At 66.5% G+C, this 24,610-nt stretch carries 29 protein-coding genes; 26 read left to right on the top strand and 3 right to left on the bottom strand.

Annotated features, from left to right (window positions below; all coding sequences use genetic code 11):
* Window positions 1-1,410, bottom strand: coding sequence for a flagellar hook-associated protein FlgK (flgK, locus tag QCD75_RS00830; RefSeq protein WP_301224724.1), 1,410 nt, complete (start codon window positions 1,408-1,410; stop codon window positions 1-3).
* A 10-nt stretch (window positions 1,411-1,420) separates the two neighbouring features.
* On the bottom strand, window positions 1,421-1,909 hold the full coding sequence (locus QCD75_RS00825) for a flagellar protein FlgN (RefSeq protein ID WP_301224722.1): 489 nt from the start codon (window positions 1,907-1,909) through the stop codon (window positions 1,421-1,423).
* A 278-nt stretch (window positions 1,910-2,187) separates the two neighbouring features.
* On the opposite strand from QCD75_RS00825, the gene QCD75_RS00820 reads away from it, so the two are divergent.
* From QCD75_RS00820 to QCD75_RS00745, 16 genes are all read left to right on the top strand, one after another.
* Window positions 2,188-3,360, top strand: coding sequence for a flagellin N-terminal helical domain-containing protein (locus QCD75_RS00820; RefSeq protein ID WP_301224720.1), 1,173 nt, complete (start codon window positions 2,188-2,190; stop codon window positions 3,358-3,360).
* Window positions 3,361-3,506: 146 nt separating this feature from the next.
* On the top strand, window positions 3,507-4,862 hold the full coding sequence (gene fliD, locus QCD75_RS00815) for a flagellar filament capping protein FliD (protein ID WP_301224718.1): 1,356 nt from the start codon (window positions 3,507-3,509) through the stop codon (window positions 4,860-4,862).
* Window positions 4,859-5,374, top strand: coding sequence for a flagellar export chaperone FliS (gene fliS / locus QCD75_RS00810; protein WP_301224716.1), 516 nt, complete (start codon window positions 4,859-4,861; stop codon window positions 5,372-5,374). The genes fliD and fliS overlap by 4 nt, the downstream gene beginning before the upstream one ends.
* A gap of 37 nt (window positions 5,375-5,411) precedes the next feature.
* Window positions 5,412-5,792, top strand: a complete 381-nt coding sequence (locus tag QCD75_RS00805) for a hypothetical protein (protein WP_301224714.1) — start codon at window positions 5,412-5,414, stop codon at window positions 5,790-5,792.
* 179 nt (window positions 5,793-5,971) lie between these two features.
* Window positions 5,972-6,313, top strand: coding sequence for a flagellar basal body rod protein FlgB (locus QCD75_RS00800; RefSeq protein WP_301224712.1), 342 nt, complete (start codon window positions 5,972-5,974; stop codon window positions 6,311-6,313).
* Complete coding sequence (locus QCD75_RS00795; RefSeq protein WP_301224710.1) at window positions 6,313-6,705, top strand: flagellar basal body rod protein FlgC; 393 nt, start codon at window positions 6,313-6,315, stop codon at window positions 6,703-6,705. Before QCD75_RS00800 ends, QCD75_RS00795 begins: the two co-directional genes overlap by 1 nt.
* The gene (gene fliE, locus QCD75_RS00790) at window positions 6,705-7,010 is read left to right on the top strand and encodes a flagellar hook-basal body complex protein FliE (RefSeq protein ID WP_301224708.1); all 306 of its coding nucleotides are present in this window, start codon (window positions 6,705-6,707) and stop codon (window positions 7,008-7,010) included. Before QCD75_RS00795 ends, fliE begins: the two co-directional genes overlap by 1 nt.
* Window positions 7,010-8,617, top strand: a complete 1,608-nt coding sequence (fliF, locus tag QCD75_RS00785) for a flagellar basal-body MS-ring/collar protein FliF (protein ID WP_301224706.1) — start codon at window positions 7,010-7,012, stop codon at window positions 8,615-8,617. Before fliE ends, fliF begins: the two co-directional genes overlap by 1 nt.
* Window positions 8,614-9,630, top strand: coding sequence for a flagellar motor switch protein FliG (gene fliG, locus QCD75_RS00780; RefSeq protein ID WP_301224704.1), 1,017 nt, complete (start codon window positions 8,614-8,616; stop codon window positions 9,628-9,630). The genes fliF and fliG overlap by 4 nt, the downstream gene beginning before the upstream one ends.
* Window positions 9,620-10,273 carry a FliH/SctL family protein gene (locus QCD75_RS00775; RefSeq protein WP_301224702.1) on the top strand — a complete coding sequence of 218 codons (654 nt, stop codon included), beginning with the start codon at window positions 9,620-9,622 and terminating at the stop codon, window positions 10,271-10,273. The genes fliG and QCD75_RS00775 overlap by 11 nt, the downstream gene beginning before the upstream one ends.
* The gene (locus QCD75_RS00770; RefSeq protein WP_301224700.1) at window positions 10,270-11,598 is read left to right on the top strand and encodes a FliI/YscN family ATPase; all 1,329 of its coding nucleotides are present in this window, start codon (window positions 10,270-10,272) and stop codon (window positions 11,596-11,598) included. The genes QCD75_RS00775 and QCD75_RS00770 overlap by 4 nt, the downstream gene beginning before the upstream one ends.
* Window positions 11,595-12,029 (top strand): flagellar FliJ family protein, encoded by a 435-nt coding sequence (locus tag QCD75_RS00765; protein ID WP_301224698.1) that lies wholly within the window; start codon window positions 11,595-11,597, stop codon window positions 12,027-12,029. The genes QCD75_RS00770 and QCD75_RS00765 overlap by 4 nt, the downstream gene beginning before the upstream one ends.
* On the top strand, window positions 12,026-12,703 hold the full coding sequence (locus tag QCD75_RS00760) for a C40 family peptidase (protein ID WP_301224696.1): 678 nt from the start codon (window positions 12,026-12,028) through the stop codon (window positions 12,701-12,703). Before QCD75_RS00765 ends, QCD75_RS00760 begins: the two co-directional genes overlap by 4 nt.
* Window positions 12,700-14,040: a flagellar hook-length control protein FliK gene (locus QCD75_RS00755; protein WP_301224694.1), complete on the top strand. Its 1,341-nt coding sequence runs from the start codon at window positions 12,700-12,702 to the stop codon at window positions 14,038-14,040. The genes QCD75_RS00760 and QCD75_RS00755 overlap by 4 nt, the downstream gene beginning before the upstream one ends.
* Window positions 14,041-14,058: 18 nt before the next feature.
* Window positions 14,059-14,493: a flagellar hook assembly protein FlgD gene (locus tag QCD75_RS00750; protein ID WP_301224692.1), complete on the top strand. Its 435-nt coding sequence runs from the start codon at window positions 14,059-14,061 to the stop codon at window positions 14,491-14,493.
* Window positions 14,494-14,524: 31 nt separating this feature from the next.
* Complete coding sequence (locus QCD75_RS00745) at window positions 14,525-15,688, top strand: flagellar hook protein FlgE (protein ID WP_301224690.1); 1,164 nt, start codon at window positions 14,525-14,527, stop codon at window positions 15,686-15,688.
* Here QCD75_RS00745 and QCD75_RS00740 read toward each other — a convergent pair.
* Window positions 15,678-17,180 carry a GGDEF domain-containing protein gene (locus QCD75_RS00740; protein ID WP_301224688.1) on the bottom strand — a complete coding sequence of 501 codons (1,503 nt, stop codon included), beginning with the start codon at window positions 17,178-17,180 and terminating at the stop codon, window positions 15,678-15,680. The genes QCD75_RS00745 and QCD75_RS00740 overlap by 11 nt on opposite strands.
* Before the next feature lie 220 nt (window positions 17,181-17,400).
* Between QCD75_RS00740 and QCD75_RS00735 the strand changes: the two genes are divergently transcribed.
* The 10 genes from QCD75_RS00735 (at window position 17,401) to QCD75_RS00690 (ending at window position 24,580) form a co-directional block, all read left to right on the top strand.
* A complete protein-coding gene (locus tag QCD75_RS00735) occupies window positions 17,401-17,688 on the top strand; it encodes a flagellar FlbD family protein (protein ID WP_301224686.1) in 288 nt (95 codons plus the stop codon).
* Between the two features lie 3 nt (window positions 17,689-17,691).
* Window positions 17,692-18,507: a motility protein A gene (locus tag QCD75_RS00730; protein WP_301224684.1), complete on the top strand. Its 816-nt coding sequence runs from the start codon at window positions 17,692-17,694 to the stop codon at window positions 18,505-18,507.
* Window positions 18,504-19,331: an OmpA/MotB family protein gene (locus QCD75_RS00725; RefSeq protein ID WP_301224682.1), complete on the top strand. Its 828-nt coding sequence runs from the start codon at window positions 18,504-18,506 to the stop codon at window positions 19,329-19,331. Before QCD75_RS00730 ends, QCD75_RS00725 begins: the two co-directional genes overlap by 4 nt.
* A 47-nt stretch (window positions 19,332-19,378) precedes the next feature.
* Window positions 19,379-20,275, top strand: a complete 897-nt coding sequence (locus tag QCD75_RS00720; RefSeq protein WP_301224680.1) for a flagellar motor switch protein FliM — start codon at window positions 19,379-19,381, stop codon at window positions 20,273-20,275.
* Window positions 20,272-21,000 carry a flagellar motor switch protein FliN gene (gene fliN / locus QCD75_RS00715; protein WP_301224678.1) on the top strand — a complete coding sequence of 243 codons (729 nt, stop codon included), beginning with the start codon at window positions 20,272-20,274 and terminating at the stop codon, window positions 20,998-21,000. Before QCD75_RS00720 ends, fliN begins: the two co-directional genes overlap by 4 nt.
* Window positions 21,001-21,576 (top strand): flagellar biosynthetic protein FliO, encoded by a 576-nt coding sequence (fliO, locus tag QCD75_RS00710; RefSeq protein WP_301224676.1) that lies wholly within the window; start codon window positions 21,001-21,003, stop codon window positions 21,574-21,576. It begins immediately after the preceding gene.
* A gap of 92 nt (window positions 21,577-21,668) precedes the next feature.
* The gene (gene fliP / locus QCD75_RS00705; RefSeq protein ID WP_301224773.1) at window positions 21,669-22,469 is read left to right on the top strand and encodes a flagellar type III secretion system pore protein FliP; all 801 of its coding nucleotides are present in this window, start codon (window positions 21,669-21,671) and stop codon (window positions 22,467-22,469) included.
* Window positions 22,466-22,741 carry a flagellar biosynthesis protein FliQ gene (gene fliQ / locus QCD75_RS00700; RefSeq protein ID WP_301224674.1) on the top strand — a complete coding sequence of 92 codons (276 nt, stop codon included), beginning with the start codon at window positions 22,466-22,468 and terminating at the stop codon, window positions 22,739-22,741. The genes fliP and fliQ overlap by 4 nt, the downstream gene beginning before the upstream one ends.
* A gap of 1 nt (window position 22,742) precedes the next feature.
* Window positions 22,743-23,501, top strand: a complete 759-nt coding sequence (locus QCD75_RS00695; RefSeq protein WP_301224771.1) for a flagellar biosynthetic protein FliR — start codon at window positions 22,743-22,745, stop codon at window positions 23,499-23,501.
* Window positions 23,501-24,580, top strand: coding sequence for an EscU/YscU/HrcU family type III secretion system export apparatus switch protein (locus QCD75_RS00690; protein WP_301224672.1), 1,080 nt, complete (start codon window positions 23,501-23,503; stop codon window positions 24,578-24,580). The genes QCD75_RS00695 and QCD75_RS00690 overlap by 1 nt, the downstream gene beginning before the upstream one ends.
* Window positions 24,581-24,610: the final 30 nt, after the last annotated feature.

The following is a 24,610-nucleotide window of genomic DNA, read 5'->3' as shown; positions in this document are numbered from 1 at the left end:
CTACCTTCCTACCAGTCCGGTGCGGTTGATCAGTACGTCGAGGGCTTGGTCCACGGCGGTCATCACGCGGGCCGCTGCCTGATAGGCGTGTTGGTTGGTGAGCAGGCTGATGTTTTCCTCGTCCAGGCTCACGGATGCCGCAGAGGAGCGGCTGGTCAGCGCCGAGATTTCGGCCGCGGAGCTGAGGGATTCCTGCTGTTGCGCGCCGCGGGACTGCACGCCGATGGTGGTGACTATTTTTGCCCAGGCATTGTCCGGGGAGTCCGGGCCGGTTCCGAGCTGTGAGATCTTGTCCGCGAGGCTGCCGTCTAGGTTTCCTTGGCCCGCCCTGCCGACGGCGATCCCCGCCGAATCTGTGGGTACTACCGCCAGGCTGCGTGCGGGATCGGTGGCTGAGACGCTGAAGAATTTGTCGACCGTAATTCCGCCGGATGTTTTCCCGCCCGAGTACAGGGCGTTGACAGCGTCCCCTAGCTTGCCGGCGAACAGATTGAACGAGTCGGCGGCCGTGGCGATGGCTCCGCCGCGGGCAGCAGGGGCCAGGACGGACAATGCGCCGCCGATGCCGCCGCTGATGTCAGCGATGGCGGCGCCGGGGCGGTCGGCCCATTCAAGCTGCACAGTGGCGCCGAGTTTGTCCCCGGTCTGGGTTCCGGACAGGGCGAGGGCACGGACCGAGCTGCCCGTGACGAGGGTGTTTCCGCCCACAAGGACATCCACCGTGCCGTCGGGCTGTTCCCTGACGGTGCCGCCGGTCAGCCGGGAGATCGTTTCCGTGAGCTTGGCCCGGGCGTCGACCAGTTCGTTGGCGGATCCGCCCGCGGCGAGGGCGGAGCGAATGGTCGTGTTGTAGGCGGCCACCTGTGCGGCCGCAGCATTGACGGTTTCCACGGACCCTTGTACCTGGCCCCGGACGCCGCTCCACTGCTCGCCGAGGGCGCGGTAGGACGAGGAGACCTTGGTGGCAAGATCGTTCCCGGCCTGCAGCACGAGCCCTTTGGCCGGCGCGTCGTCGGGCTGGTTTGAAGCGCCGGCCCAGGCGGACCAGAAACCATGGAGCGCGGCCGAGATGCCGTTGTCGCCCGGTTCCTGGAGGATCCCCTCCACTCCCTGGATTGCGGCGGACTGCGCGTCCGCGTAGCCAGCCTTGGCTCCCGCGGAGCGGACTCCGGCGTCCAAGAAGCTGCTGCCCAGGCGTGCGATGCCGTCCATCGAGACACCCTGGCCGGCCTGCAGCAGGCCGCCGCTGAAGAGACCACGGGCGGGAGCGGCCAGTGATGACTGCTCGACGCGCTGCCGGGTGTATCCCTCGGTGGCGGCATTGGCGATGTTCTGGCCGGCAACGTTGATGCCTTGCTGGGCCGCGGTCAGTCCACGGTAGGCGGTGTTCAGGGCGCCGAAGGTACTCAAGGTCGCTTCCTTAGAATTGCTGGTCGAAGATGCGGGAGCCGGCGGATACCCCGGTCTTGCCCTGAGCATCGTAGGTTCCGCCCGCGGCGGTGGGCCGCAGATCCGCCAAGGACTCCTGGGTGGAGCGAACCGCGGTGCGCAGGTATTGCTCGTTGGAGTCGCGCAGTTCCTTGATCAGGGTGGTCTGCCGGGTCAGCGCGGCCAGGTGCGCGGTGAGGATCTCAGACCAGGGTCCTTCCGGAGCGGCGGCGGCCAATTCGCTGAGGGAGGAATCTGTGGGCATTCCCCAGGTTTCGGCGACGACGGCGGCCTCGATGGTGCGGGCCAGGCTCGCCTGGGAGAGGTGTCCAAGAACCTGTTCGACTTCCTTGGTACCGTGCGGCAGCCAGCGGGATTTGCCGGACGTGAGCAGCAGCTGCTCTTCCTCCAGTTTGAAAGTGAGAACGTCCAGAAGTTCGCGCTCCCGCCATAGCAGGGCTGAAAGTTCGTGGATGGCCATGGTCTGGACGGCTCCCTCAAGGTAACTAGTGCTGTGGTGCTGGGCGTGCAGTACATCAGGGTCAGCTGCAGCCGTCAGCAGGGTTCGTAGAAACTATCGGCCGGTGAGCGTGATCCGTTAGCAGGAATGTGGCGGATAACGAAGGTGAGCGGTGTGAAAAGGAAGTCGAAAAACAATTTTGGAATTCTCCTTACCTGTGCTTCCCAAATGGCGATAACTACTCCTGAAGGCCCATGGATGGGCCATCGCACACCGTCCCAAATCATGGAGGAAACATCATGGGAATGCAGATCAACACCAACCTGGCTGCGAACAACGCGTACCGCAACCTGAGCAACACCCAGAACGACCTGTCCAAGTCCCTGGAGAAGCTTTCCAGCGGCCTGCGCATCAACCGCGCCGGTGACGACGCGGCCGGCCTGGCACTGTCCGAGGGCCTGAAGTCCCAGATCGGCGGCCTCACTGTCGCCTCCCGCAATGCACAGGACGGCATCGGCGCAGTCCAGACCGCTGAGGGCGGCCTGAACCAGACCCAGTCCATACTGCAGCGCCTGCGCGACCTGGGCGTCCAGGCCGGCAACGACACCAACAACGCCGATTCCCGCAATGCGATCAAGACCGAAGCTGACAGTTTGGTTTCGGAACTTGACCGGATTGGGAAGTCGACGAACTTCAATGGTGCTCAGCTGCTCGACGGCTCTAGGGCCGGCGCCGCAGCGCTGAAGTTCCAGGTGGGTGCCAACAGCGACGCCGCCAGCCAGATCACTGTGGACCTCACGAAGGCCGACGTGGGCAAGATTGCATCCACGTTGGGCGCCGGTACGACGGCCACCACTGTATTTGCAACAGCCGGAACGGATCTGTCGGCTTTCGATGCCGGCCAGGCTGTCACCTTCTCAATCGCAGACACGAACTCGACTACCGCAGTGACAACGGACAATCTGAAGAAGCCGGCCGCTGGATTCAAGACGGTGGATGAGCTTGCCTCGGCGCTCAATGCTGATTCCAAGTTCTCATCCAAAATGGTCGCCTCCGTTGTGAAGACAAGTACTGGTGTGTCCGAGCTCTCCGTTACTGCACTGTCCGGTGGAACTGTGACCCAGTCTGCCGCTGTCTTGGGAGCTACAGACGCGACTATTGTGAAGGACGGTCTGGACTTCTCGAGCGCCTCTGGCGCTCAGGCTTCCATCAAGGTCCTGGATCAGCAAATCACCGCCGTTTCCACCGCCCGTGCCGAGCTTGGTGCTTCGCAGAACCGTCTCGAGTCGGCTGTGCAGACGATCAACGTGGCCAAGGAAAACCTGACCGCGTCCAACTCCCGTATCCGCGACACGGATATGGCTGAGGAAATGGTCAAGTTCACCCGCAACAACATCCTGTCCCAGGCCGGCACCGCAATGCTGGCTCAGGCCAACCAGTCCAACCAGGGTGTTCTGCAGCTCCTGCGCTAAACAACAGCGGAACAATCACCCCGGTGATGTTCACAGAGTAGTTCATCCTGAACATGGCGCCCGGGGAGGGGACTCTTTCCCCGGGCGCTGTGCAGTATCAGCCGCCATCACTGGCTCGATCTAAGAAGTTCTAAGGAGTTGTAGGCGTGGGACTTTCTATCGACGGACTTTCCAGCGGTTTGGATACCACGTCCCTGATCAACTCGCTGATGACCATCGAGGCTGCGCCGCAGAACCTGATCAAGAGCAAGGCCGCTGCGGTCCAGACCCGCATCTCCGCCCTGCAGGGACTCAACTCCGCGGTCGCAGACCTCGCGACCAAGGCGGCCAAGCTTGCCGAGCCCAAGGGGCTGGAACTCTATTCGGCCTCGAGTAGCTCGCCGAAGTCGTCCGTGACCGTCGGAGCCGGAGCCTCCGCGGGTTCAATCGACTTCACGGTCAGCGCCCTGGCGAAGAAACAATCGTCAGTCTCCGGTGCCTTGACAGAGTGGCCGGACGACCCGCCCGTACTGACCGTAGCCATCGCAGGCGTTGCCAAAGAAATCACGGCCAAAACCACCTCGCTGGATGACGTTCTCGCAGCCATCAACGGAGCCGGTGCCGGAATCTCCGCCACCAAAGTCCCCATCGCCGCAGGCGGCTACCGTCTCCAGTTCACCGCCTCGGACCCGGGTGCCAAGAACACCTTTTCGGTCTATCGCGGAAATGCGGCGGCGGTGGCGGACTTGACCGCCGTGCCACTGCCCCTGACGGAAATCCGGAAGGCCCAGGACGCGTCAGTCGTCCTCTGGGCAGGAACTGGAGCCGAGGAGACTGCAACGTCTTCCACAAACACCTTTTCTAATCTGCTCCAGGGCGCCTCTATTACTGTCACAGAAGTGGGGGCGGCGCCGGTCACGGTCACCGTCGCCCGCGACAACGCCCAAATCAGCAAGGCCGCCTCGGACCTGGTCGGGTCGGTCAACGGTGTCCTGGCCCAGATTTCCACCAAGAGCACAGTGGTCAGCAGTACGGATGCTACCGGCAAGCCCGTTACGTCCGGCGGTGTGTTTACCGGAGACAGCACTATCCGCCAGGTCAACGCGGCGGTACTGTCCGCCGCGTCCCAGCCCGTTGACGGCAAATCCCCGGCCGAGTTCGGGATCACCCTGACGAAGACCGGCACCATGGAATTCGATGCCACCAAGTTCGGTGATGCCCTCGCCAAGGATCCCGCAGGAACGATGGCCGCCGTCGCCACGATCGCGGGCCGCGTGGCGGATGCCGCAAAACAGGCATCAGACCCCACCACGGGACTCCTGAGCACCAAGATCAAGGGCCAGCAGAATGACGCCAAGGATTTCGCTACCCAGATCGAAAATTGGGACGATCGCTTGGTGACCCGCCGAGCCACGCTCCAGCAGACATACACGGCGCTCGAGGTTGCCCTCAGCGGCATGAAAGCGCAGTCGTCCTGGCTCACCTCCCAACTCGCCGGCCTCTCAGGAAGTAACTCAGCATGACCACCACCTCTTATGGCAGCGGCTACGGCAACTCCGCGCAGCGCAACCAGTACCTCGCGGACTCCGTCCTCTCGGCCCCGCCGGCACGCCTGCTCACCATGCTCTACGACCGGCTCCTGCTGGACCTCGGTCGGGCCCAGGCAGCCCAAGAGACAGCCAACTGGCCGGTTGCCACGGAGAACCTGCTCCACGCCCAGGCCATCGTCACTGAACTCTCCTCCTCGCTGAAAGTCGATGCCTGGGACGGCGCCGATGGCCTGCTGGGGGTCTACAACTACGTCTCCACGGCACTAATCAACGCGAACATCCAGCGCGACGTCTCGTTGACCGGCGAAGCCATTGCCCTGCTGGAACCGCTGCGTCAGACCTGGCACGAGGCCGCCGCGGCTGTTCCTGTTCCGGCGCCTGCCGGTGCCACGGCCTTTGCCGCTGCCGCACCCTCCGGTTTCGCTACGGCAGGTGCCTGGAACGCGCAGTCCGGATCTGGAACCGGGAGCCTCGGTTTTGGGTGACTGGACCGACATGGAAACCAAAGTAGGGGGAGTCGGCATGCAACTTTCGGAGACGACGCTGAACCGGACCGCCGGCACGGACACCGCACAGACCGCCTGGAACGCGGTCCTGGACATGCTCGAGATGGCCGTCGGTGCCGCGGAGCGCACGCTGAACGACCCCCTGGGCCCGCTGTCCGGCGCACCCCAGACCGGAGCCCAGCCCCAGGCCGAGAAGCGCTGGCAGCCGCCGGCGGTCCCGGGACCGTTGCCCGCCGCGGCCCGGCGTCGTGCCCTGGCTCTTTCGGAAGCGCAGGAGCGCATCGCCCGGCGGCTCGAAGCTGCCCGGCAGGACGTGGCCGGGCAACTGCACGCAGTCTCTTCGGTACCCGGCGTCGGAGCTCCCTCCGGCGCCGTGTACCTCGACGTCAACGGCTGACGGGCCCCGGACAAACCCCGGGGCCCGCCAGCAGCACACCCGGCGAAGAAACCTGCCGAAAACCTGTAACAGTTTCTCCTAACGCGCAGCTGACCCCTGCCGATAATCACTGATAGAGCACGGATCGCTCATTTGACGGCCACGGATCGGCCACCCGATACCTTTCCAGGCAGGACACTGTGCTCGAATCCGTGACTTCCGCCGCCTTGGCCAGCGCCATGGACGGCCTCTCGCTGCGCCAGCGCGCCATCGCGAATAACATCGCGAACGTCAATACGCCGAACTACCACGCGAAACGCGTCAGCTTCGAGGCTGCCCTTGCAGACTCAGTGAAGTCCGGGGAGGGAACCGTTGCCGCGACGACGGCCACCTCCCTTGAGCCCACCCAGCTGAACGGCAACAACGTCAACCTGGACACCGAAACCCTGTCCAACATCGACACCGTGCTTCGTTTCCAGTTCGCTGCCCGGGCCATCGGCGGGGAACTCAACGCCGTGCGCGCCGCGATGAGGACCAACTAATGACTTTCGACGCCATCGGCATCGCCGGCTCCGCCCTGACCGTGCACCGCAAGTGGCTCGACGCCGTCTCGGACAACCTTGCCAACATGAACAACGCCTCGCGCACCAGCGGTCCCGCCTTCCAGGCCAAATACGTGGAGGCCGCCGAGGGCTCCGACGGCACCGGCGTCTACGTCAAGGGCACCCAACTAGGCAGCGGCGAGGGCCGCGTCGTCTACCAGCCGGACCACCCCCTGGCGGACGCCAACGGCAACGTGAAGTACCCGGACATCGACATGGCCGAACAGATGGGGGCGCTCATCATCGCCCAGCGCGGCTACCAGGCCAATGCGCAGGTCGTGGACCGCGCCCGCGAGACCTACATGGCCGCCCTTGAGATTGGAAGATCCTGATGCCTGTTTCGCCCATCGCCCCCGTCCAGGGTGTTATGCCCACGGACTACATTTCCGGTGCCGGCGCGGCCACCGGCACAGACGGCTCCGCCTTCGGCGCCTCGCTCACCGGCGCGGTGGACAACCTCCAGCAACTGCAGTCGACGTCGAATGAGCTCGCTGTCTCTGCCGTCACCGGCAACCTGGATGACATCCACAACGCCACCATCGCGGCAAGCCGTGCCCAGATCACCCTTGAACTCGTGGCCACCGTCCGCAATAAGGGTGTCGATGCGTTCAACGAGATCATGAGGATGCAGGCCTGATGCCTCCGCAGATTACCGGCTTCCTCCAGCGCTTCGGCGCCGGACTCAAGAGTTTCACCACCGGTCAACGCACTCTCGCCGTGATCGGGGCCGCCCTCCTGGTGGTCGGGATCATCGCGCTCTCGGCCTGGCTGTCAAAGCCCGCCCTGACGCCGTTGTTCTCCGGCCTCAAGGACACCGATGCCAACGGCATCGTGGAGCAGCTCCGCAAGGACAACGTCCCGTATGAACTCAGCGATGGCGGATCCACCATCCTCGTGCCCGAGGGCAAGGTCTACGACGAACGCCTGAAAGCCGCCGCCGCCGGGCTTCCGACGGCGGCGGCCACCGGATACTCTCTGCTGGACAAAATGGGGGTGACCTCGTCCGAATTCCAGCAGTCCGTCACCTACAAGCGGGCACTCGAAGGGGAACTGGCGAGCACGATTTCCGCGATGGAGGGAGTGAAGACTGCGGCGGTCCGCCTGGCCATTCCGGAAAAGACGGTGTTCGTCTCCAAGACCCCGGACACCACCGCCTCCGTCTTCCTTGAAACGGCCCCGGGCTCCACGTTGTCGGGGGACAAGGTCCAGGCGATCGTCCACCTCACCGCGGCTGCCATTGAAAACCTCAAGCCCGCCAATGTCTCCGTCGTGGACTCGCAGGGCAACGTCCTGTCCGCCGTCGGCGCCGGCGCGGCGGGGTCCGCGTCCAAGCAGGCCACCGACTACCAGCAGCGCACCTCCGATGCCGTTAAGGCGGTCATGGACCGGGTGGTGGGTCCCGGCAATTCCACCGTGGCCGTGGCCGCGGACGTTACGGGTGAATCCGCCCAGCAGAAAAGCGAAACTTTCTCCAACGCCGCGGGAGCCCTTCCGCTCAGCGAGTCGTCCAAGACCGAGAAGTACACCGGCTCCGGGGGAGGCGCCGCGGGTGTCCTGGGACCCGACAACATTGCGGTTCCCGGCGGCACCAGCGGAAACGGCAGTTTCGACTCCTCGACCGCAACCAAGAACAACGCCGTCAACAAGGTCACCGAAGACCGGGTGATCCCGCCGGGCGCCGTCAAGCGCCAGACCATCTCCGTGGCTGTCAACCAGTCCTCGGCCGGAGGGCTGAACCTGGGCTCGCTGACCTCCCTCGTCAGGGCCGCCGCCGGCGTGGATACCGCAAGGGGCGACGTCGTGACCGTTGAAGTGGTGCCGTTCAGCACGGCCGCCGCGGACCAGGCCGCCGCGTCCCTCGATGCAGCCAAGGCCGACATGGAGGCCCAGAAGCAGGCCGCGTTCTTCAACACGCTGATCACGGCGGGCAGTGTCCTGCTGGGCCTCCTGATCCTGGCCCTTATCATCACGCTGGTGCTGCGCCGCCGGCAGAAACGCGAACCGGTGGATCTGGGCGAACGCCTCAACCTTGAGATGATGCCGGTGCTGCCGGCCGCCACGGCGCTGCCCCCGGCGCCAGCGACGTCGGCCATCCCGATTACTGCCCTGCCGCCGATGCCCCCGCCGCCGGCCCAGGTGGAGGCTGAGCGCCGCCGCTTCGAGATCGACAACATGGTCGCCGCAAACCCGGAGAAAGCGGCCGACTACCTGCGGGGCCTCATGGATGAGAGGCAGCCGGTATGAAGCTTGCCGATTCACCCCTCACCGGCACCCAGCGGGCCGCCGTCGTCCTGATGCAGATGAGCCAGGTCAACGCCGCCAAGGTGATGGCCCAGTTCAACGACGCCGAGGCCGAGGAAATCGCCGCGGAGATCGTCCGCCTCCGGAAAGTGGATCCGGAAGTTGCAGAGCAGATTATGAAAGACTTCCACGAAACGGCGATGTCCAGCCCCCGGCAGGCCCGGGGCGGCCGGGAACTGGCCGAAGGCCTGCTGGAAGCGTCCTTCGGCTCGGAGAAGGCGGCTGGCCTGCTCAACCGGCTCACGGTCAACATGGCCGGTAAGTCCTTTGACTTCCTGGAAGACATTGAACCGGTCCAGATCCTCGCCCTGATCGACGGCGAACTGCCCCAGACCATCGCCCTGGTCCTGGCGCACCTCAGCCCGCGCAAGGCTTCCGCCGTGATGTCGGGGCTGCCTGGCTCGTTGCGGGCCGACGTCGCCCTCAGCATCGCGACAATGGGTTCGGGCGCTCCTGAAGCCATCGGCATTGTGGCAGACACCCTCAAACTGCGCGGCGGCGCAGCCGTTTCCCAGCAGGCATCCAAGGTGGTGGGTGGCATCGCGCCGCTGCTGGAAATCATCAACCGCACCGACGCCGGCACCGAACGATCCGTGCTGGACGGCCTGGACCTGCTGGATCCGGACCTCGCCGTGGAGATCCGGGCCCAGATGGTGACCTTTGATGACATCGTGAAGCTGGAACGACGCGATGTGCAGCTGGTCCTGCGCGGCCTCGATGCCTCCGTGCTGGCCGTGGCCATGAAGGGCGCCGCGGAGCTCGTCCTGGAAACCATCACCACCAACGTCTCCGGCCGCAACCTGGAAATCCTGGAATCGGAAATCGCCGCCATGGGTCCGCTGCGCGCCTCGCAGATCGAAGAGGCCCGTGCCGCCGTGGTCCGTTCCATCCGCGAACTTGAAGCCGACGGCCAGATCACGCTCCAGCGCGCGGACGAAGAAGACTATGTCTACTGACCGGACGGCCACCGGCAGCGTCCCGGCCCGGATCATCTTCCCCTCGCTCCGCGCCAGCGGACCCGCCACCGAACAGGCAGGCTATACCGAAGGGCACGCCGCCGGTTACGCCGCCGGCGTCCGTGCCGCCGCCAAGGAACAGCGCCGCTGGCGGGACCGCATGGCTGCCGAGCAGGCCGCCGCGATGGCCTCAGGGCAGCAGGACCTCGACCGCGCGGTCCGCGCCCTCGCCGTGGCCCGGGCGGACTTCGCCCACCGTAACGTCCAGGCCCTGCACGACGCCGAGGAAGTCCTCGCCCGGACCGCCCTCGAACTCGCCGAGGCCATTCTGGGCTATGAGCTGGCGCACGGGACCCGAACGGCCCGCGCCGCCCTGGACCGCGCCCTGTCCGGAAACGACGATGCCACCGTGCTGGCCATCCGGCTGAACCCGGCAGACATCGAGGTCCTCGCCAAGGAAGGCCAGGAACTGCCAGCCGGCCTGCCGCTGCGCGCGGACCCCTCACTTAACCGCGGCGACGCCAAGGTCGAATACCGGCAGGGCTGGCTCGACGCGAGCCTCGGCGGCGCCCTGGCACGGGCCCGCGAGGCTCTTCTGGGCGAAAATGGCCGGGCCGGCAACCCGGCGGGGCACCAGCCGTGATCACCCACTGGCGTCCCCTGGGCGCGGACTACGCCGCGGCCCTCCGTGCCGCCGCCCCGCAGCGGGTCGGCGTCGTTACCTCGGTCATGGGCCTGGGCCTTGAGGTGTCCGGACTCGACTGCGCCCTGGGCGATCTGGTGACCGTGGGGTCAAACCCGGGGCTTGACGCCGAGGTGGTGGCCGCCCTGGACGGCTCCGTGCGCTGCATGCCGCTGGGCCGGCTGGCCGGCGTCGCGGCGGGCGATCCCGTGCGGGCCAAGGGCGGCGCTGTCCTGGTCCCCACCGGGGCCGGACTCTTCGGCCGTGTCCTGGATGGCCTCGGCCGGCCGATCGACGGCAAAGGTCCGCTCAACAGCGGCCCCCGGGTGCCGATCGACAACGAAGCCCCGAACGCGATGAAACGCGCCCGCATCGACACGGCCCTGCAGACCGGCGTCCGCGTTCTGGACACGATGACCACGCTCGGCAAAGGCCAGCGCATGGGTCTCTTCGCAGGTTCCGGCGTTGGGAAGTCGTCACTGCTCTCCATGATCGCCCGCGGCACCGACGCGGAGGTCTCGGTGATCGCCCTCGTGGGGGAGCGTGGGCGCGAGGTCCGTGAGTTCCTCGAAGATGACCTTGGCCCGGCCGGGCTGGCGCGTTCCGTTGTTGTTGTCGCCACCTCGGACGAACCGGCCCTGATGCGCATGCGCGCGGCGTTCACCGCGACCCGCATCGCCGAATCCTTCCGCGACAAGGGCCAGGACGTGGTCTTGATGATGGACTCCCTCACCCGCGTGGCGATGGCCCAGCGCGAGATCGGACTCTCCGCCGGCGAGCCGCCCGCCACCCGCGGCTACCCGCCGTCGACCTTCTCTGTCCTGGCCCGGCTGCTGGAGCGCGCCGGCACCGCCGAGACCGGCTCCGTCACCGGCATCTACACCGTGCTGGTCGATGGCGACGACCACAATGAACCGATCGCCGACGCCGCCCGCTCCATCCTCGACGGCCACGTCGTCCTGGACCGGAAACTGGCCGTCACCGGGCATTTCCCGTCGGTGGACGTCCTGGGCTCCATTTCCAGGGTCGCCACCAAGGTCAACTCCCGCCCGCACCTTGAAGCGGCGGCCACCCTGCGCCGGGTCCTAGCGGCCCGCAAGGCCGCGCAGGACCTGATCGACGTCGGCGCCTACCAGCCGGGCACCAACCCGTTGGTGGACGCGGCCCTGAACCACGAGCAGGACGTCAGCACTTTCCTGCAGCAGCCGATGGACGAATCGACGGCCCACTCCGAGTCCTGGCAGCGGCTCCACCACCTCACCTCGATCTTGGGAGCAGCAGCATGAACCGCCAATTCTCTCTGGCAGGGCTCCTGCGCCTCCGCCAGATCCAGCAGGACCAGGCAGCCGCGGGGCTGGCCAGTGCCCGCTCCAGGTCCAGCTCGGTGCGGGCCCGGGAAGCCGCCGCGCGCCGTGACTTGGCCGTGGGCGACGCGCCGATCTCCAGCTCCGCCTCGCTGCGGGCTGTTGCCGCCGCCCGGTCCTCGTCCCACAGCATGCTCGCGGACCTGCAGAGCCTCTCACGGAGCGCGGAGAACGAAGAGGCAACCGCGCGGGAGGAGTTCATCGCCGCACGCACGCGTTCGGTCGGCCTGGAGAAGCTCCAGACCCGTCATGACGAAGAGGTCCACACCGCAGACCTGCGTGCCGAACAGTCCGCCCTGGACGAGATCGCCTCCACCGTCTGGCACCGCGAAGAGCAGGAGGTGGGGTCATGAGCATGACCGAGGCAATCGGCCGGATGCAGGGCATCCAGTCGATGATCGCTGACCTCACACGCCCGGCGGCAGCTGAGACCAATGCCGCGGCGCTGAAGTCCGCGGCCGCAGCATCCCTCGCCGCCGGGACTGGGAGCGGGGACGCGGCATCCTTCACCGAGGCACTCACCGCTGCGCTGGGCGGGACCACGGGAACCGATATCCCCTCCCTTACCAGCAGCCTTGGGCTGGGCGGGACGACGTCCATCGGCGCCCTGAAGGGCGTCACCCAGCCCGCCACCGTTCCCGCGGCCGGTAAAGCGACGGGCACGGACGTGGTGGCCATGGCGAAGAAGTACATCGGCGTCCCTTACGTCTGGGGCGGAACGAACCCGGCCACGGGCATGGATTGTTCCGGCTTCACCCAGCGGGTGTTCAAGGACCTGGGCGTTGAGATTCCCCGGGTGGTGAGCGACCAGATGCGCCAGGGCACGCCGGTCGCGTCGCTGGCCGAGGCCAAGCCCGGTGACCTTCTGGTGAGCTTCGGCGGGGACCACATCTCCATCTACCTGGGCAACGGCAAGGCCATTGATGCGCCGGTTCCCGGCAAGACCATCCAGATCCGCGACGCCTGGGAGCAGTACTCCAATTTGACCTCCATCCGGCGCATTGTTCCGGCTGGGATGGCCTCATGAAAGGCCCGGATCTGGCTTCCGCGATGACCGCTCCCGTTCCGGGCCGCGGCGCGGGGCAGCCCGCACGTTCCGCGTCCCCTGGCGTGGACGCGGATGCAGACACGTTTGGCGCCGTGCTGCAGGACGTTCAGGGCGCACCGGACGCTGCACCAGGGCGGACGTCCGACGCCGGCAGCATCGCAGCCGACGGCACGCCCCGGGACGCTTCCACCGGCGCCGACACGCCACCGCCCGCCGGGGGAGCCGACGCCGGTGCCCCCGCGGCGCAGGATCCCTCTGTTTCCTTGGCCCCCAGCGCTGCGGCCCTCGTGACTGCCCCGTCCGTGACCTTCAGCGTGCAGCCGACTGGCGGAAGCAACCTCACAGCGGGGGAGCGGACAGCCGCGACGGCCAGCGGCCAGATACCCGGCCTGCAGCCGGGGCCAGCCCTGCCGGCATTGGCGCCGTCGGTTGGCGCGGTCGCCGCGGCACCGTCCGGGCAACTGGCCGGGCAACTGGCAACGGTTGGGGCAGTCGCCGGGGCACCGTCCGCACCGATCGCGACCACAGTGGCGCGAACCGCCAGCGCGCCGCTGCCAGCATCGCCGACTCCTGTTGCCCCGACAACCACGCCAGCCGCAGCCAGCACGGCAACTCGCCCCGCCGTCGTCGCCGTTGCGCCCGCCTCGGGGGCGCTCGCCGAAGCCGAGGCCTCGGGCCCTGTCGGCATCCAGAGCGTCACCGCCGTGGCACCTGCGGATGCGCTCGCCGTGGCCGGGAGCGCCGCGACCGCCACGGCGACCGCCGGCCAGCCGACGTCATTAGCTGCTACCGCGCCCCAGTCCTCTCCGCAAGCACCCCCTCAGGGCGGCCCAACACTCCCGTCCCAACTGGCGAAGCCGCTCTTCACCCTCGCCGGGGCGCCGCAAGGACAGCACATCATGACCTTGCAGCTGAGCCCCGATGATCTGGGCCCTCTGACGGTCCGGGCACACATCGATGCCGCGGGCGTCCGGATCGAGCTCTTCGCCCCGGGCGACGCCGGACGAGAGGCCATCAGGGGGATCCTGCCGGAACTCCGGAAGGAGCTTGCCGACGCAGGCTTTGGGGCCAGCCTCGACGTCTCCGAACACAGTGGGCCGGGTAACACGGCGCGGGACGGAACCGGCCCGGATCCGAACGGGAAAGGCGCCGGCCAGGGTGGCACCGGCCGGGACCCCGGCGCCGGTCCGGGAACCGGCACCAGCCCCGGCGGTCAACGTTCCGGACACCGCTGGGACGCCCTGGCCGATGCCGCGGCCCTGCGCAACGCCAGGATCCTGAACGGCCCCCAAACCACCCTCGACATTCTTGTCTGACACGAAGGAACGCGACTCATGACGATCCAGCCCATCGCCTCGCAGCCGGTCACGGCCGCGGGGGAGACCCCGCAGGCTGCTGCCGTGCGGGCACCCGTCCAGGCCATGGACTCGGAGGTCTTTATGTCCCTCCTGGTGGCCCAGCTCAAGAACCAGAACCCCAGCGCCCCCATGGACACCAACCAGATGATGAGCCAGACCATCCAGCTCTCCATGATGGAGAAGATGCAGGAACTGACCACGAACAGCAAGGAAGGTTTCTCCCTGCAGATGCGGCAGGCCGCAGCCCAGCTGATCGGCCATTCCGTCGGCTACACCCTCGGCGACGGCACCACCGGAACGGGCATTGCAAGCTCCGTTTCCTACTCCGGTAAGGTCCCCGCCGTCAAGGTCGGCGACCTCTCCATCCCACTCGACTCCATCACCGGGCTCACCGCTCCGGCCGCCTCCTGACCAGTGTTCCACCTGTAGAAAGGCAGTTCCCATGCTCCGCTCGCTGTACTCCGGAATCTCCGGCCTTCGCGCCCACCAGACCATGCTGGACGTCACCGGCAACAACATCGCCAACGTCAACACTGCCGGCTTCAAGGCATCCTCGACCCAGTTCCAGGACACCCTGTCGCAGATGACCCAGGGCGCCTCCAGCCCCCAGGCTGGGACCGGCGGCAGCAACCCGGCGCAGATCGGGCTCGGCGTCCGGGTCGCCGGCGTCAGCACCAACTTCGCCCAGGGCTCCTCGCAGAGTACCGGCCGCGCCACGGACATGATGATCTCCGGCGACGGCTTCTTCGTCACCAACAAGGGCGGCCAGCAGCTCTTCACCCGCGCCGGGGCCTTCAGCCCCGACGCCGCCGGCCAGCTCGTCAGCCCCGACGGCGGCATTCTCCAGGGGTGGACCAACGTCAACGGAGTAGTCAACACCGGCGGACCGGTCGGCGATCTCGCGCTCAACGCCAACAACCTGGTGCCTGCGACCGCAACGAACACCGTAACCGTGGACGGAAACCTGCCGAGCGAGGGCGGCACTCTGGAACGCGTCGTCAAGGTCTACGGCGCCACCGGCGCCGAGCGGAACCTCACCCTGACCTTCTCGGGCGCGGGTAACGACTGGACGGTGTCCGGAGCGGATGCCAACGGCAACACCGGAACGGCGGCACTGACCTTCACTGACGGAAAATTGACAGGCGGTGGCCCGCTGGTGGTCGGCGGCATCTCCGTCAACCTCCCCGAGATCTCCTCCTTCGCCAGGGTGGCGTCCGTCGCCGTCAGCGGCCAGAACGGCTCCGCCGCCGGCAAACTTGAGTCCTTCACCCTCGGCAACGACGGGTCCCTGATCGGCTCCTTCAGCAACGGCCTCAAGCAGGTCCTCGCTAAGATCGCCCTCGCCAAGTTCACCAACCCCGCCGGCCTGGAGAAGGCCGGCGGCTCCTCTTACGTTGCCACTGCCAATTCCGGCGGCGTGCAGCTCGGCGGAGCAGGCGACGCCGGCATCGGCAGCCTTTCCGGTGGCTCCCTGGAAATGTCCAATGTGGACCTGTCCCAGGAATTTACCAACCTGATCGTCGCCCAGCGCGGCTTCCAGGCCAACGCGCGCATCATCACCACCTCGGATGAGGTCCTGCAGGAGCTGGGCAACCTCAAGCGATAGTGCCGGTGACCGACCCGGCGCCCACAACCGGCGCCGGGTCGGTCACCGTCCGGCTAAGACCGTCCCAAAAGGCCGTGGCCTCCGCCGGGCGGGGCACATTGAGGATCCCCTGCCTCGTCAGCGCGTCGGTCCATTGCTGGACCAACTCATGATGGAAGACAAACTCCTGGAGCGCTGTCCGCTCTGGAAGAAGCATCCCCACCTGATCCGGCGTGGAAGGCAGCTGATCGATTGCTGCCAGCAGAGACTCCAGCGTCCGTCGTGCCGTCTCCGGCCCACGGGTTTGCTGGGGCAGGCGGCCCTGGCCCTTGGCCGCGGCGATCTCGAGGCGCAGCGTTCTCGTGTAAGCAGCCCAGGACCGGGCATGGACCGGCTGGACGGTCAAGGTGCAGTCGGTGGCGGAATTGCGAAGCCCGTCATAGACGACATACCGGCCCCGCCCAGCGTGTTTCGCTTCGTACATGGCCCGGTCGGCCCACTCCAGCAGGTCTTCGATTGTCTCGGACCCGGAACCAAGCGCAACGCCCACGCTTGCCGTCATATGCAGGACCGTCCCCGCCAGCTGGACCGGTACCGCCACCGCTTTCATGATGCGCCGGGCTATGCCCGCCGCCACGTTGCCGCCCGAGCCTGGAAGCACGAGGATGAATTCGTCGCCACCGGCCCGCGCGGCGGTGTCCCCTGCTCGGCTGCAGGCCTGGATCCGCCGCGCCAGTTCCTGCAGCAGGGCGTCTCCTGCGGCATGGCCGTAGGAATCATTCACTGGTTTGAATCCGTCGATGTCTACGGAGAGCACCAGCAGCGGCTCGCTCCGCTGCAGGCTCGCTGCGCGTGCTGCGCGGAGCCGCTCATGCAGCAAAGTCCGGTTGGCCAGCCCGGTCAGCGGATCGTGAAGTGCCTGGCTTGCGAGCCGGTCCAGCAGCACGTCTTCCTCGGCCCGGGCCCGTTCATGGATGGTCCAGTGCAGAATGCTCGTGGTGCAGATGGCGAGGAAGAAGGCGCTGTGGATGATGCCCCACAGCAGGGGGTCCTGATGCGCGGCGGGATGGTTGTAGAGGCGCTGGGGTGCCAGCGCCCCAAGAGCGGCATGGTGGGCGAACACCACCAAGGCTGCTGCCCCAAGCGGGGTCCAGTCCTCGTAAAGGGCCACAATCGGCACCATGATGAAAAACAGGAAGTGCGCTTCGATGGTGCCGGATGTGTGAACGGCCATGGCCGCGGCGACCATCAGCGACACCGAGGCCAGGGAAGCCCGAAGCCTGCGGCCGAAAGGGGCTTTCCAGGCAACCACAGACAACAAGGCCGGCGCGGCTCCCTCAAGGAGCGCGTGGCCTAGCTTACTGCCCTGTGACAGAGCGAAGACGGTGACGGCCAGGGACGTGACCAAAGCAAACACAACGATCATCCGGTGCCGGAAAGCCCACGCGGGCTCCGGAAGTCTTGAGCCATGGGGAACGAGGCTGCCGATCGCGCGAAGCCACTGCGGTGCCACGGAGACGCCCCCAAGTTTTCGGTAAGTTTGACGTGTGCTGGAGCGACTGCGCCAGGATGGCGCAGACAGCTTACTTTAGCCATCAGGCCGGGAAGTGATGCATATTACGGGTCCGGGTCGCACTCCCGGGAGTTGTAACGGGCCCGCGCCTAACGGATGTGGCCGGGTTGCCGACAGTAGGAACAGGAACACCGCCCCCGAAACAAAGCAGAATCGGCCCATGATCGTTGTCACTCGCCTTAACGGAACGCGCTTCGCGGTCAATCCGGATCTGATTGAGCGTATCCACGAGAGCCCGGACACCCATCTGGTGACGCTCGACGGCGCCGCGTACGTGGTGCTGGAAAGCCTCGCCGAAGTGGTTGAACTTATTGCCGACTACCGGGCCTACGTCCTGACTAAGGCAAGGGACTTCCCCTCGGTGAGCGGATACCCGTTGAGCTTGGTCCCGCCGCCGGACCCCGTTAACGACGGCCGCCGCCCCGCACCTGAGCCACCAAGAAAGTAATCCATGGATCCCGCAACAATCATCGGACTGCTTCTCGCCTTTGGCTCCCTTATCGTTATGGTCCTTCTTGAGGGCGGCAGCCTCAGCTCACTCGTTCTGCCTGCCCCCATGATCCTCGTCTTCGGTGCCACCCTGGCCGTCGGGCTGGCCGGAAACACGCTCAAGGACGTCCTCCAGGCCTTCAAATCCGTGCCGGGAATGTTCATCGGGAAGACGGCGAATCCGCAGGACAGCATCGACCAGATGGTGCGTTTCGCCGAAAAGGCGCGCAGCCAGGGCCTGCTCTCCCTTGAGGAAGAAGCCGCCGGTGTCAGCGATCCCTTCCTGGCCCGGGCGCTGCAGAACATTGCAGACGGCACCGACGCCGAGGACCTCCGGATGCAGATGGAGGACGAGATCGATACGAAGTCCCGCAGCGATCACGCCTCCTCGAAGTTCTTCGCATCCCTCGGCGGCTACGCCCCCACCGTCGGCATTGTCGGAACGGTTGTGTCCCTGACCCACGTGCTGGAAAACCTATCCCAACCGGACGAGCTGGGGCACATGATTGCCGCGGCGTTCGTTGCCACCCTCTGGGGCCTGCTGTCCGCCAACTTCATCTGGCTCCCGTTCAGCTCCCGGCTGGCCCGGCTGTCCGAACTGGACATTGAACACCGGACGCTGCTCATGGAAGGTATGCTCGCCGTGCAGTCCGGCGCCCAACCGCTGTTGCTCGCCGAGAGGCTCCGCTCCATGGTTCCCGAGCACCAGCTCAAGAGTCCCGGAAGCGGGCGCAAGGCGGCCGCCGGCGACGCTGGAACAATGGACACTGCCGCGTGAGTGGCCGCCGGCGCCCCCGCAAGAAACCCGAAGAGCATCACGTCGACGAACGCTGGATGGCGTCCTACATGGACATGGTTACGGTGCTCATGTGCCTGTTCATTGTCCTCTACGCCATGTCCACGGTCGACGCGAACAAGTTCGAGAAGCTCCGCAGTTCGCTCGCCACCGGCTTTGGAGCAACCCCGAGTGAAACAGTGGACACCGCAGAGGGCACAGTAGTCCCGCCGGAACTTGCGGACAAGAACCTGGAGGCGTTCGCCGCGGCCCAGTCGGCAGGCTCACCGGCAGCGCCCGACGCCCTCGCGGCGGCCATGAAGGAAGTGGACAGGCTGCGTTCCCTGGAGGCGCAGATGAAGGCCGGCCTGGCCTCCGCGGGGTTGAGCGAGAACGTTGAATTCCAGATCGACCAGCGCGGACTGACGGTCAAACTGATCGGTTCGCAGACCTTTTTCGCCGCGGACCGGCCAGAGCTGACCGATCGGGCAGCCCAGGTACTGACCATCATCTCCCCGATCCTCGGGCCGGCCTCCATGGAGATCATGGTCGAAGGCCACGCCGCGAACGGCATCACCGTCTACCCATCCACCTGGGAGTTGTCCTCGGCCCGTGCCGTGAACGTCTTGCGCTTTATGGTGGACCGTGGCGGGATTGCGCCGGCCACCATAGGCGCCGTCGCTTTCGGCTCCGCGCGGCAGGTCAACGACGACTCCACCCCCGAGCTCATGGAGCGAAACCGCCGGGTGGACATTGTGATCATCTCCGACCAGCCCGACGTGGTCCGGGCCCTGATTCCGGAAGTGCTGAAGAATAGCGAGAAATAGCGCGTGCACCGCTTACCTCCGGGGATCCCTTGCCGATAGTGGAAACCGTGAGTGTTTTGGAGGGGCGGGAAGTGGCACGGGAGCGGACGGTCAGCGTCTACGACTTCCGGCGTCCCGCGACGCTCGCCCGGGAACACAGCCGCGTCCTGGAACTCGCCTTTGAAACCTACGCCCGCCAGTGGGGAACCCAGTTGACCGCCAAGGTCCGCGTCAAATCCGTGGTGCGGCTTGAAGACGTCAGTATGCTCAGCTACGACGAATACGCAGCATCCCTGCCCGCAGTCACCACCATGGTGCTGTGCACCGTCGAGGGCAACGATTCCAGGATCGTGGTGCAGTTCCCCGCCCCCGCCGCGCTCGGCTGGGTAAACCGAATGCTCGGCGCCTCCAGCGATGCGGCCATGCCGGACCGGAAGTTCACACAGATTGAACAGGCCCTTATCAAAGGACTCATGGACGAGGCGCTGGAAGACCTGGGCTACTCCCTGGGACCGCTGCTGAGCGAAACAGTCCGGGTAGACACCATTCAGTACAACTCCCAGTTCGCCCAGGCCGCAGCCCCCAGCGAACTGATGATCGTCGCGGCGTTCACCATCAACGTCGGCGACATGAACGCCCCCGCCACCCTCGCCGTTCCTGCCGCACTCCTGCTGGGCCGGCTCAAGAAGGTCAACCCTACCGACAACCGCGGGGACGCCGCAGCGCGGGTCAGCGGCCAGCTGGAGCGGGTTCCGGTGGAACTGTCCGTCCGGCTCTCGACGTCGTATGTCACCCCCAGCCAGGTCCTGGGCCTCGCGGTGGGAGACGTCCTGCCCCTGCCGCACCTGGAGAACCGCCCGTTTGACCTCACCCTGGACGGCACCCGGCTCGCCACTGCCGCCCCTGCCCGCAACGGGTCCCGCGCGGCCGCCGTCATTGTCACAATCGAGGAGAACCACCGATGAGCATCACCCTGACCAGGCACGAATCGTCAGCGGAACGGCTCGTTGCAGAACTGCCGAGCCCGGTGGCGCTCAAGGTGATGGCCATGGTGCCGGCCCGCGCCGCAGTGCCTTTCGCCCGCCAGGCCGTCACTGCTACGTTCGTCGGCCCCGTCACCGCCGACCTCGCGCTGATGCTGAGCGACCGCGCCTTCCTCGACGAAGCTGCCGGCGGCATGACGGGAGCCCAGTCCGGCGTCGTCTCGGTGACGGACGTGCTGCGCCCCGCAATGGAAAGCGCCAGTTCGGTGTTCGGCGCCGGGGTCTTGAGCGACCTGCGTGAGTCTGACGCCTCCGGGCTGCTCTCTGATCCTGACACAGCGGTTTTCGAACTGTCCGACGGCGTCAGCGCCGCTGCCTGGTTCGCTGTCCGGCTCCGTGAACACAGCACCAGCCAGGAACGTGCCGGCGACGTGTTCGCTGGCGGTGAGGCCGTTGCCGGTCGCCTCGGCCGGATCAACAACATCGAAATGGCACTGACCGTGGAGATCGGACGCACCCGGATGTCGGTCCGCGACGTGCTTTCCCTCGAACCCGGCAGGATCATTGAACTCGACCGATCCGCCGGCGCCCCGGCGGACATCCTGCTGAATGGGCGGCTGATAGCCCACGGCGAAGTGGTGGTCCTGGACCAGGACTATGCCGTCCGGATCACCCGCATCCTCGATGTTGCCGAGGGACTCAGCTGAATGGACGCACTGATCCTCGGGCTGCGGGTATTCGTGGCCCTGGGCGCGGTGCTGGGCCTCATGTGGCTCCTGCAACGCCGGCTCGGCAAAGGCACCGGACGGCGCCGGGCCGACCGCGCTTTGACCATTGTCAGCCGGCAGAGCGTCGGCCAGAAAGCGTCCGTCGTGGTTGTGGACGCCTCGGGGCAGCGCTTCCTCCTCGGCGTCACCGAACACGCCGTCAACGTCCTGCATACCGGTGACATCCCCGCTGAAGCCGAGGAAGCCGCAGCTCCCGAGGCCCGGCGCGGTTCCGGCGAATTTGCCCGGATCCTTGCTGGCTTCAACCCGCTCCCGGGCCAGCAGGCCAGTCTCGAAGAAACTTCCGACGACAGCACGGACGCCGCCGGCTCCGGCCCCGCCCACGCCCCGCTGCCACGCCGCAGCACCCTGCACCGGGACTCCCATGCGCGGGGGCCTGCGCCGCGCGGAAACAACTCGGGCACGGCGGCCCACCCGCCCCTGCACGGTTCTATCCTTGCCGGCTCCACGTGGAAGCAGGCTGCTGCCGCTCTCAGGAGCGGACGCCGCAATTGATCCGCCCTCTGAGGTTCGCTTCCGCCCCCGCATTCCCGACAGCCCCCGGCCCTGACCTGATCCGGCCCGGTGCAATCCGGCCTGCCCGGGCCATGGCGCTGTGCTTCGCCGCGGTCCTGATCGCGGTGCTGCTGCTGTGGCTGACCGCCTCGGCCGGCCAGGCGGCACCCGTCGATCCCACCCCGCCGGTCGCCCCGACGGATCCGGCAAACCCCGGCGGCGGCAGCGTCAACATCGAGATCAACGGGCTCGACGGCAAACCGTCGACGGCGGTCCTGACCCTGATCGGCATCACTTTGCTGTCTGTGGCGCCGGCGCTGCTGCTGATGATGACATCCTTCACCAAGATCTTTGTGGTCCTGGCGATGACCCGCAACGCACTGTCGCTGCCGTCCATCCCGCCGAACCAGGTCCTCGCCGGCCTGGCCCTGTTCCTCTCGATCTTTGTGATGTGGCCGGTCATCAACGAGATGAACACGATCGGGATCCAGCCCTATCTCAACGGCACCCTGGACTTCAACGGGGCCGTCGGCGCTGCCAGCGGCCCGCTGCAACAGTTCATGCTGTCCCACACCCGGGAAGAGGACATCGCCCTGATGTCCCGGGCCGCCGCCGCGGAAAACCCGGCCACCCCCGAGGCGGTGCCCCTGCAGACCCTCATCCCCGCCTTCATGATTTCGGAGCTCCGGGCCGCGTTCATCATCGGCTTCGTCATCTTCATCCCGTTCCTCGTGATCGACTTGGTGGTCTCCGCCGCCCTCATGTCTATGGGCATGATGATGCTCCCGCCGGTGATGATCTCCCTGCCGTTCAAGATCCTGCTCTTCGTCCTGGTGGACGGCTGGGGCCTGATCATCACGGCACTCGTGCAAAGTTATGCGGGCACCGGATGAACGCCAACGCAGTCCTGGACATCTGCCTCCAGGCCATGATTGTCGCGGCCAAGCTCTCCGCCCCCGTCCTGGTGACAGCGCTCGTGGTCGGGCTGGCCATCGCACTGATCCAGTCGATTACCCAGCTCCAGGAAGCCACTCTGTCCTTCGTACCCAAAGCCGCGGCCGTGGCGGTTGCCCTGCTCGTCTGCGGCCACTGGATGATCTCGGAGATGGTCTCATTCACCAATGACCTCTTCGCGAGGATCCCGTCCCTGCTCGGGGGCCTGTGAGGTGGGCATCCCGATCGACCCGACGTGGCTGGAAGCACTACTGCTGGCCACCGTCCGCATGACTGCATTCCTGATCGTGGCACCGCCCTTCGCGCACCAGGCATTCCCGGCCCGCGTCAAAGCCATGCTAGGTCTGGGGCTTGGCCTCGCGGTGTCCCAGCGGGTCTCCGCCGGGTACACGGCACGTGACACTGCCGGCTTCCTCACCGGGGTGGTACTGGAGCTCGTGACCGGGCTGGCCCTCGGCTTCCTGGTTCTCGTGATCTTCTCCGCCATCCAGTCCGCCGGCAGCCTGATCGACCTCTTCAGCGGCTTTCAGATGGCCCAGGCCTTCGACCCCCAGATGAATGTCAACGGCGCTCAATTCACCAGGCTGCTGCAGATGGCCGCGCTGGCGCTCCTGTTCGCCTCCGACGGCTACCAGCTGGTCATCACCGGACTCACCGGCAGCTTCGGCGCACTGCCGCTGGCCGGCGGCTTGGATCTTGCCCAGCCGGTCCAGGCCCTGACAACGGCGGTCACCGGTATGTTCCTCGCCGCAGTCCAGATCGCCGGACCGCTGGTAGTGGTCCTGTTCCTCGCCGACGTCGGACTGGGTCTGCTGACCCGGGTGGCCCCGGCGCTCAACGCCTTCTCCCTGGGCTTTCCGCTCAAGATCCTGCTCACCCTCACGCTGGCTGGATTCATCTTCCTGGCACTGCCCAGGATTGTCTCCAGCCTCGCCGGCCAAGCCGCCAAGACGGTGCTGGGGGTGGGCTGATGTCGGACTCGCAGGAAAAAACCGAGCAAGCCACCGACAAGCGCATGAAGGAAGTCCGGTCGAAGGGCCAGCTTTCCCGCTCCCAGGACCTCACCGCGTGGGTCGGCGTAGGCGCTGCCGCCATCATGCTTCCGGCCACGGTGGAACGAGCCTCCAACGCCGCGACCGACCAGCTCTTCAGCATCCGCGGCATCGTTGCGGCTCCGGACCCCGGCAAGGCCGTCAATGCCTTGGAGGACGGGCTTGGCGCCATTGCCGGAATCGTAGGGCCCATGCTGATGGTGGTGTTCGTCGTGGTCCTCGCCGGGGCCGCACTTCAGGGCGGCGTGCACCTGAAGAAGTTCAAGCTGGACTTCGAGCACTTCAAAGTCCTCGACGGGCTAAAGCGGATGTTCGGTATGCAAGCGGTGTGGGGCGGCATCAAGGCGCTGCTGAAGGCCGGCGTCGTGGGGCTGGTCCTCTACAGCGTCGTGCAGGGGCTGGTGCCGGTGCTCCTGACGGCCGGAGGAATGCCCGTATCCGGGGTCGTTCAGGCCGCGGGCGGCGGTATAGCCTCGCTGGTCCAGTTCGCGGTGGCGGCCGGTCTCGTGCTGGCGGCGGCCGACTTCTTTGTTGTGATGCGCCGCAACCGCAAAAAGACCCGGATGTCCAAGAAGGAAGTCCAGGACGAAAACAAGAGCAGCGAAGGCGACCCGCTGATCCGCTCCCAGCGGCGGGCGCGGCAGATGGCGATGAGTCGGAACCGGATGATCGCGGCAATCGGGGACGCCGACGTCGTGCTGGTCAACCCCACGCACTTCGCGGTGGCGCTCAAGTACGAACCCGGAAAGTCGGCGCCCCGTGTCGTCGCCAAGGGCTCGGGCCACATCGCGGCCAGGATCAGGGAAGAGGCCGAGGCAAAAAACGTCCCGATGGTCCAGGACATTCCACTGACCAGGGCACTGCACAGCGCGTGTGAGCTGGGTCAGGAGATCCCGGTCGACTTCTACCGCGCGGTGGCCGGCGTTCTCGCGTTCGTGATGTCACTCAAGGCGCGCGGCGCCGCCCGCGGCATGCACCGGATGGCAGCCGCCTTGTGAAGACTCCTCGAACGTCCGTCTGTGAAAGGA

The organism is Arthrobacter sp. PsM3 (assembly GCF_030433895.1).
GTDB lineage: Bacteria > Actinomycetota > Actinomycetes > Actinomycetales > Micrococcaceae > Arthrobacter.
This window is presented reverse-complemented; position numbering and strand designations above follow the sequence as displayed.

Coding starts and splice junctions, on each gene's coding strand:
- QCD75_RS00825 (WP_301224722.1), bottom strand. CDS start 1,909: ATGGCCATCCACGAACTTTCAGCCCTGCTATGGCGGGAGCGCGAACTT.
- QCD75_RS00820 (WP_301224720.1), top strand. CDS start 2,188: ATGGGAATGCAGATCAACACCAACCTGGCTGCGAACAACGCGTACCGC.
- fliS (WP_301224716.1), top strand. CDS start 4,859: ATGACCACCACCTCTTATGGCAGCGGCTACGGCAACTCCGCGCAGCGC.
- QCD75_RS00805 (WP_301224714.1), top strand. CDS start 5,412: ATGCAACTTTCGGAGACGACGCTGAACCGGACCGCCGGCACGGACACC.
- QCD75_RS00795 (WP_301224710.1), top strand. CDS start 6,313: ATGACTTTCGACGCCATCGGCATCGCCGGCTCCGCCCTGACCGTGCAC.
- fliE (WP_301224708.1), top strand. CDS start 6,705: ATGCCTGTTTCGCCCATCGCCCCCGTCCAGGGTGTTATGCCCACGGAC.
- fliF (WP_301224706.1), top strand. CDS start 7,010: ATGCCTCCGCAGATTACCGGCTTCCTCCAGCGCTTCGGCGCCGGACTC.
- fliG (WP_301224704.1), top strand. CDS start 8,614: ATGAAGCTTGCCGATTCACCCCTCACCGGCACCCAGCGGGCCGCCGTC.
- QCD75_RS00775 (WP_301224702.1), top strand. CDS start 9,620: ATGTCTACTGACCGGACGGCCACCGGCAGCGTCCCGGCCCGGATCATC.
- QCD75_RS00765 (WP_301224698.1), top strand. CDS start 11,595: ATGAACCGCCAATTCTCTCTGGCAGGGCTCCTGCGCCTCCGCCAGATC.
- QCD75_RS00760 (WP_301224696.1), top strand. CDS start 12,026: ATGAGCATGACCGAGGCAATCGGCCGGATGCAGGGCATCCAGTCGATG.
- QCD75_RS00755 (WP_301224694.1), top strand. CDS start 12,700: ATGAAAGGCCCGGATCTGGCTTCCGCGATGACCGCTCCCGTTCCGGGC.
- QCD75_RS00750 (WP_301224692.1), top strand. CDS start 14,059: ATGACGATCCAGCCCATCGCCTCGCAGCCGGTCACGGCCGCGGGGGAG.
- QCD75_RS00745 (WP_301224690.1), top strand. CDS start 14,525: ATGCTCCGCTCGCTGTACTCCGGAATCTCCGGCCTTCGCGCCCACCAG.
- QCD75_RS00735 (WP_301224686.1), top strand. CDS start 17,401: ATGATCGTTGTCACTCGCCTTAACGGAACGCGCTTCGCGGTCAATCCG.
- QCD75_RS00730 (WP_301224684.1), top strand. CDS start 17,692: ATGGATCCCGCAACAATCATCGGACTGCTTCTCGCCTTTGGCTCCCTT.
- fliN (WP_301224678.1), top strand. CDS start 20,272: ATGAGCATCACCCTGACCAGGCACGAATCGTCAGCGGAACGGCTCGTT.
- fliO (WP_301224676.1), top strand. CDS start 21,001: ATGGACGCACTGATCCTCGGGCTGCGGGTATTCGTGGCCCTGGGCGCG.
- fliP (WP_301224773.1), top strand. CDS start 21,669: ATGGCGCTGTGCTTCGCCGCGGTCCTGATCGCGGTGCTGCTGCTGTGG.
- fliQ (WP_301224674.1), top strand. CDS start 22,466: ATGAACGCCAACGCAGTCCTGGACATCTGCCTCCAGGCCATGATTGTC.
- QCD75_RS00690 (WP_301224672.1), top strand. CDS start 23,501: ATGTCGGACTCGCAGGAAAAAACCGAGCAAGCCACCGACAAGCGCATG.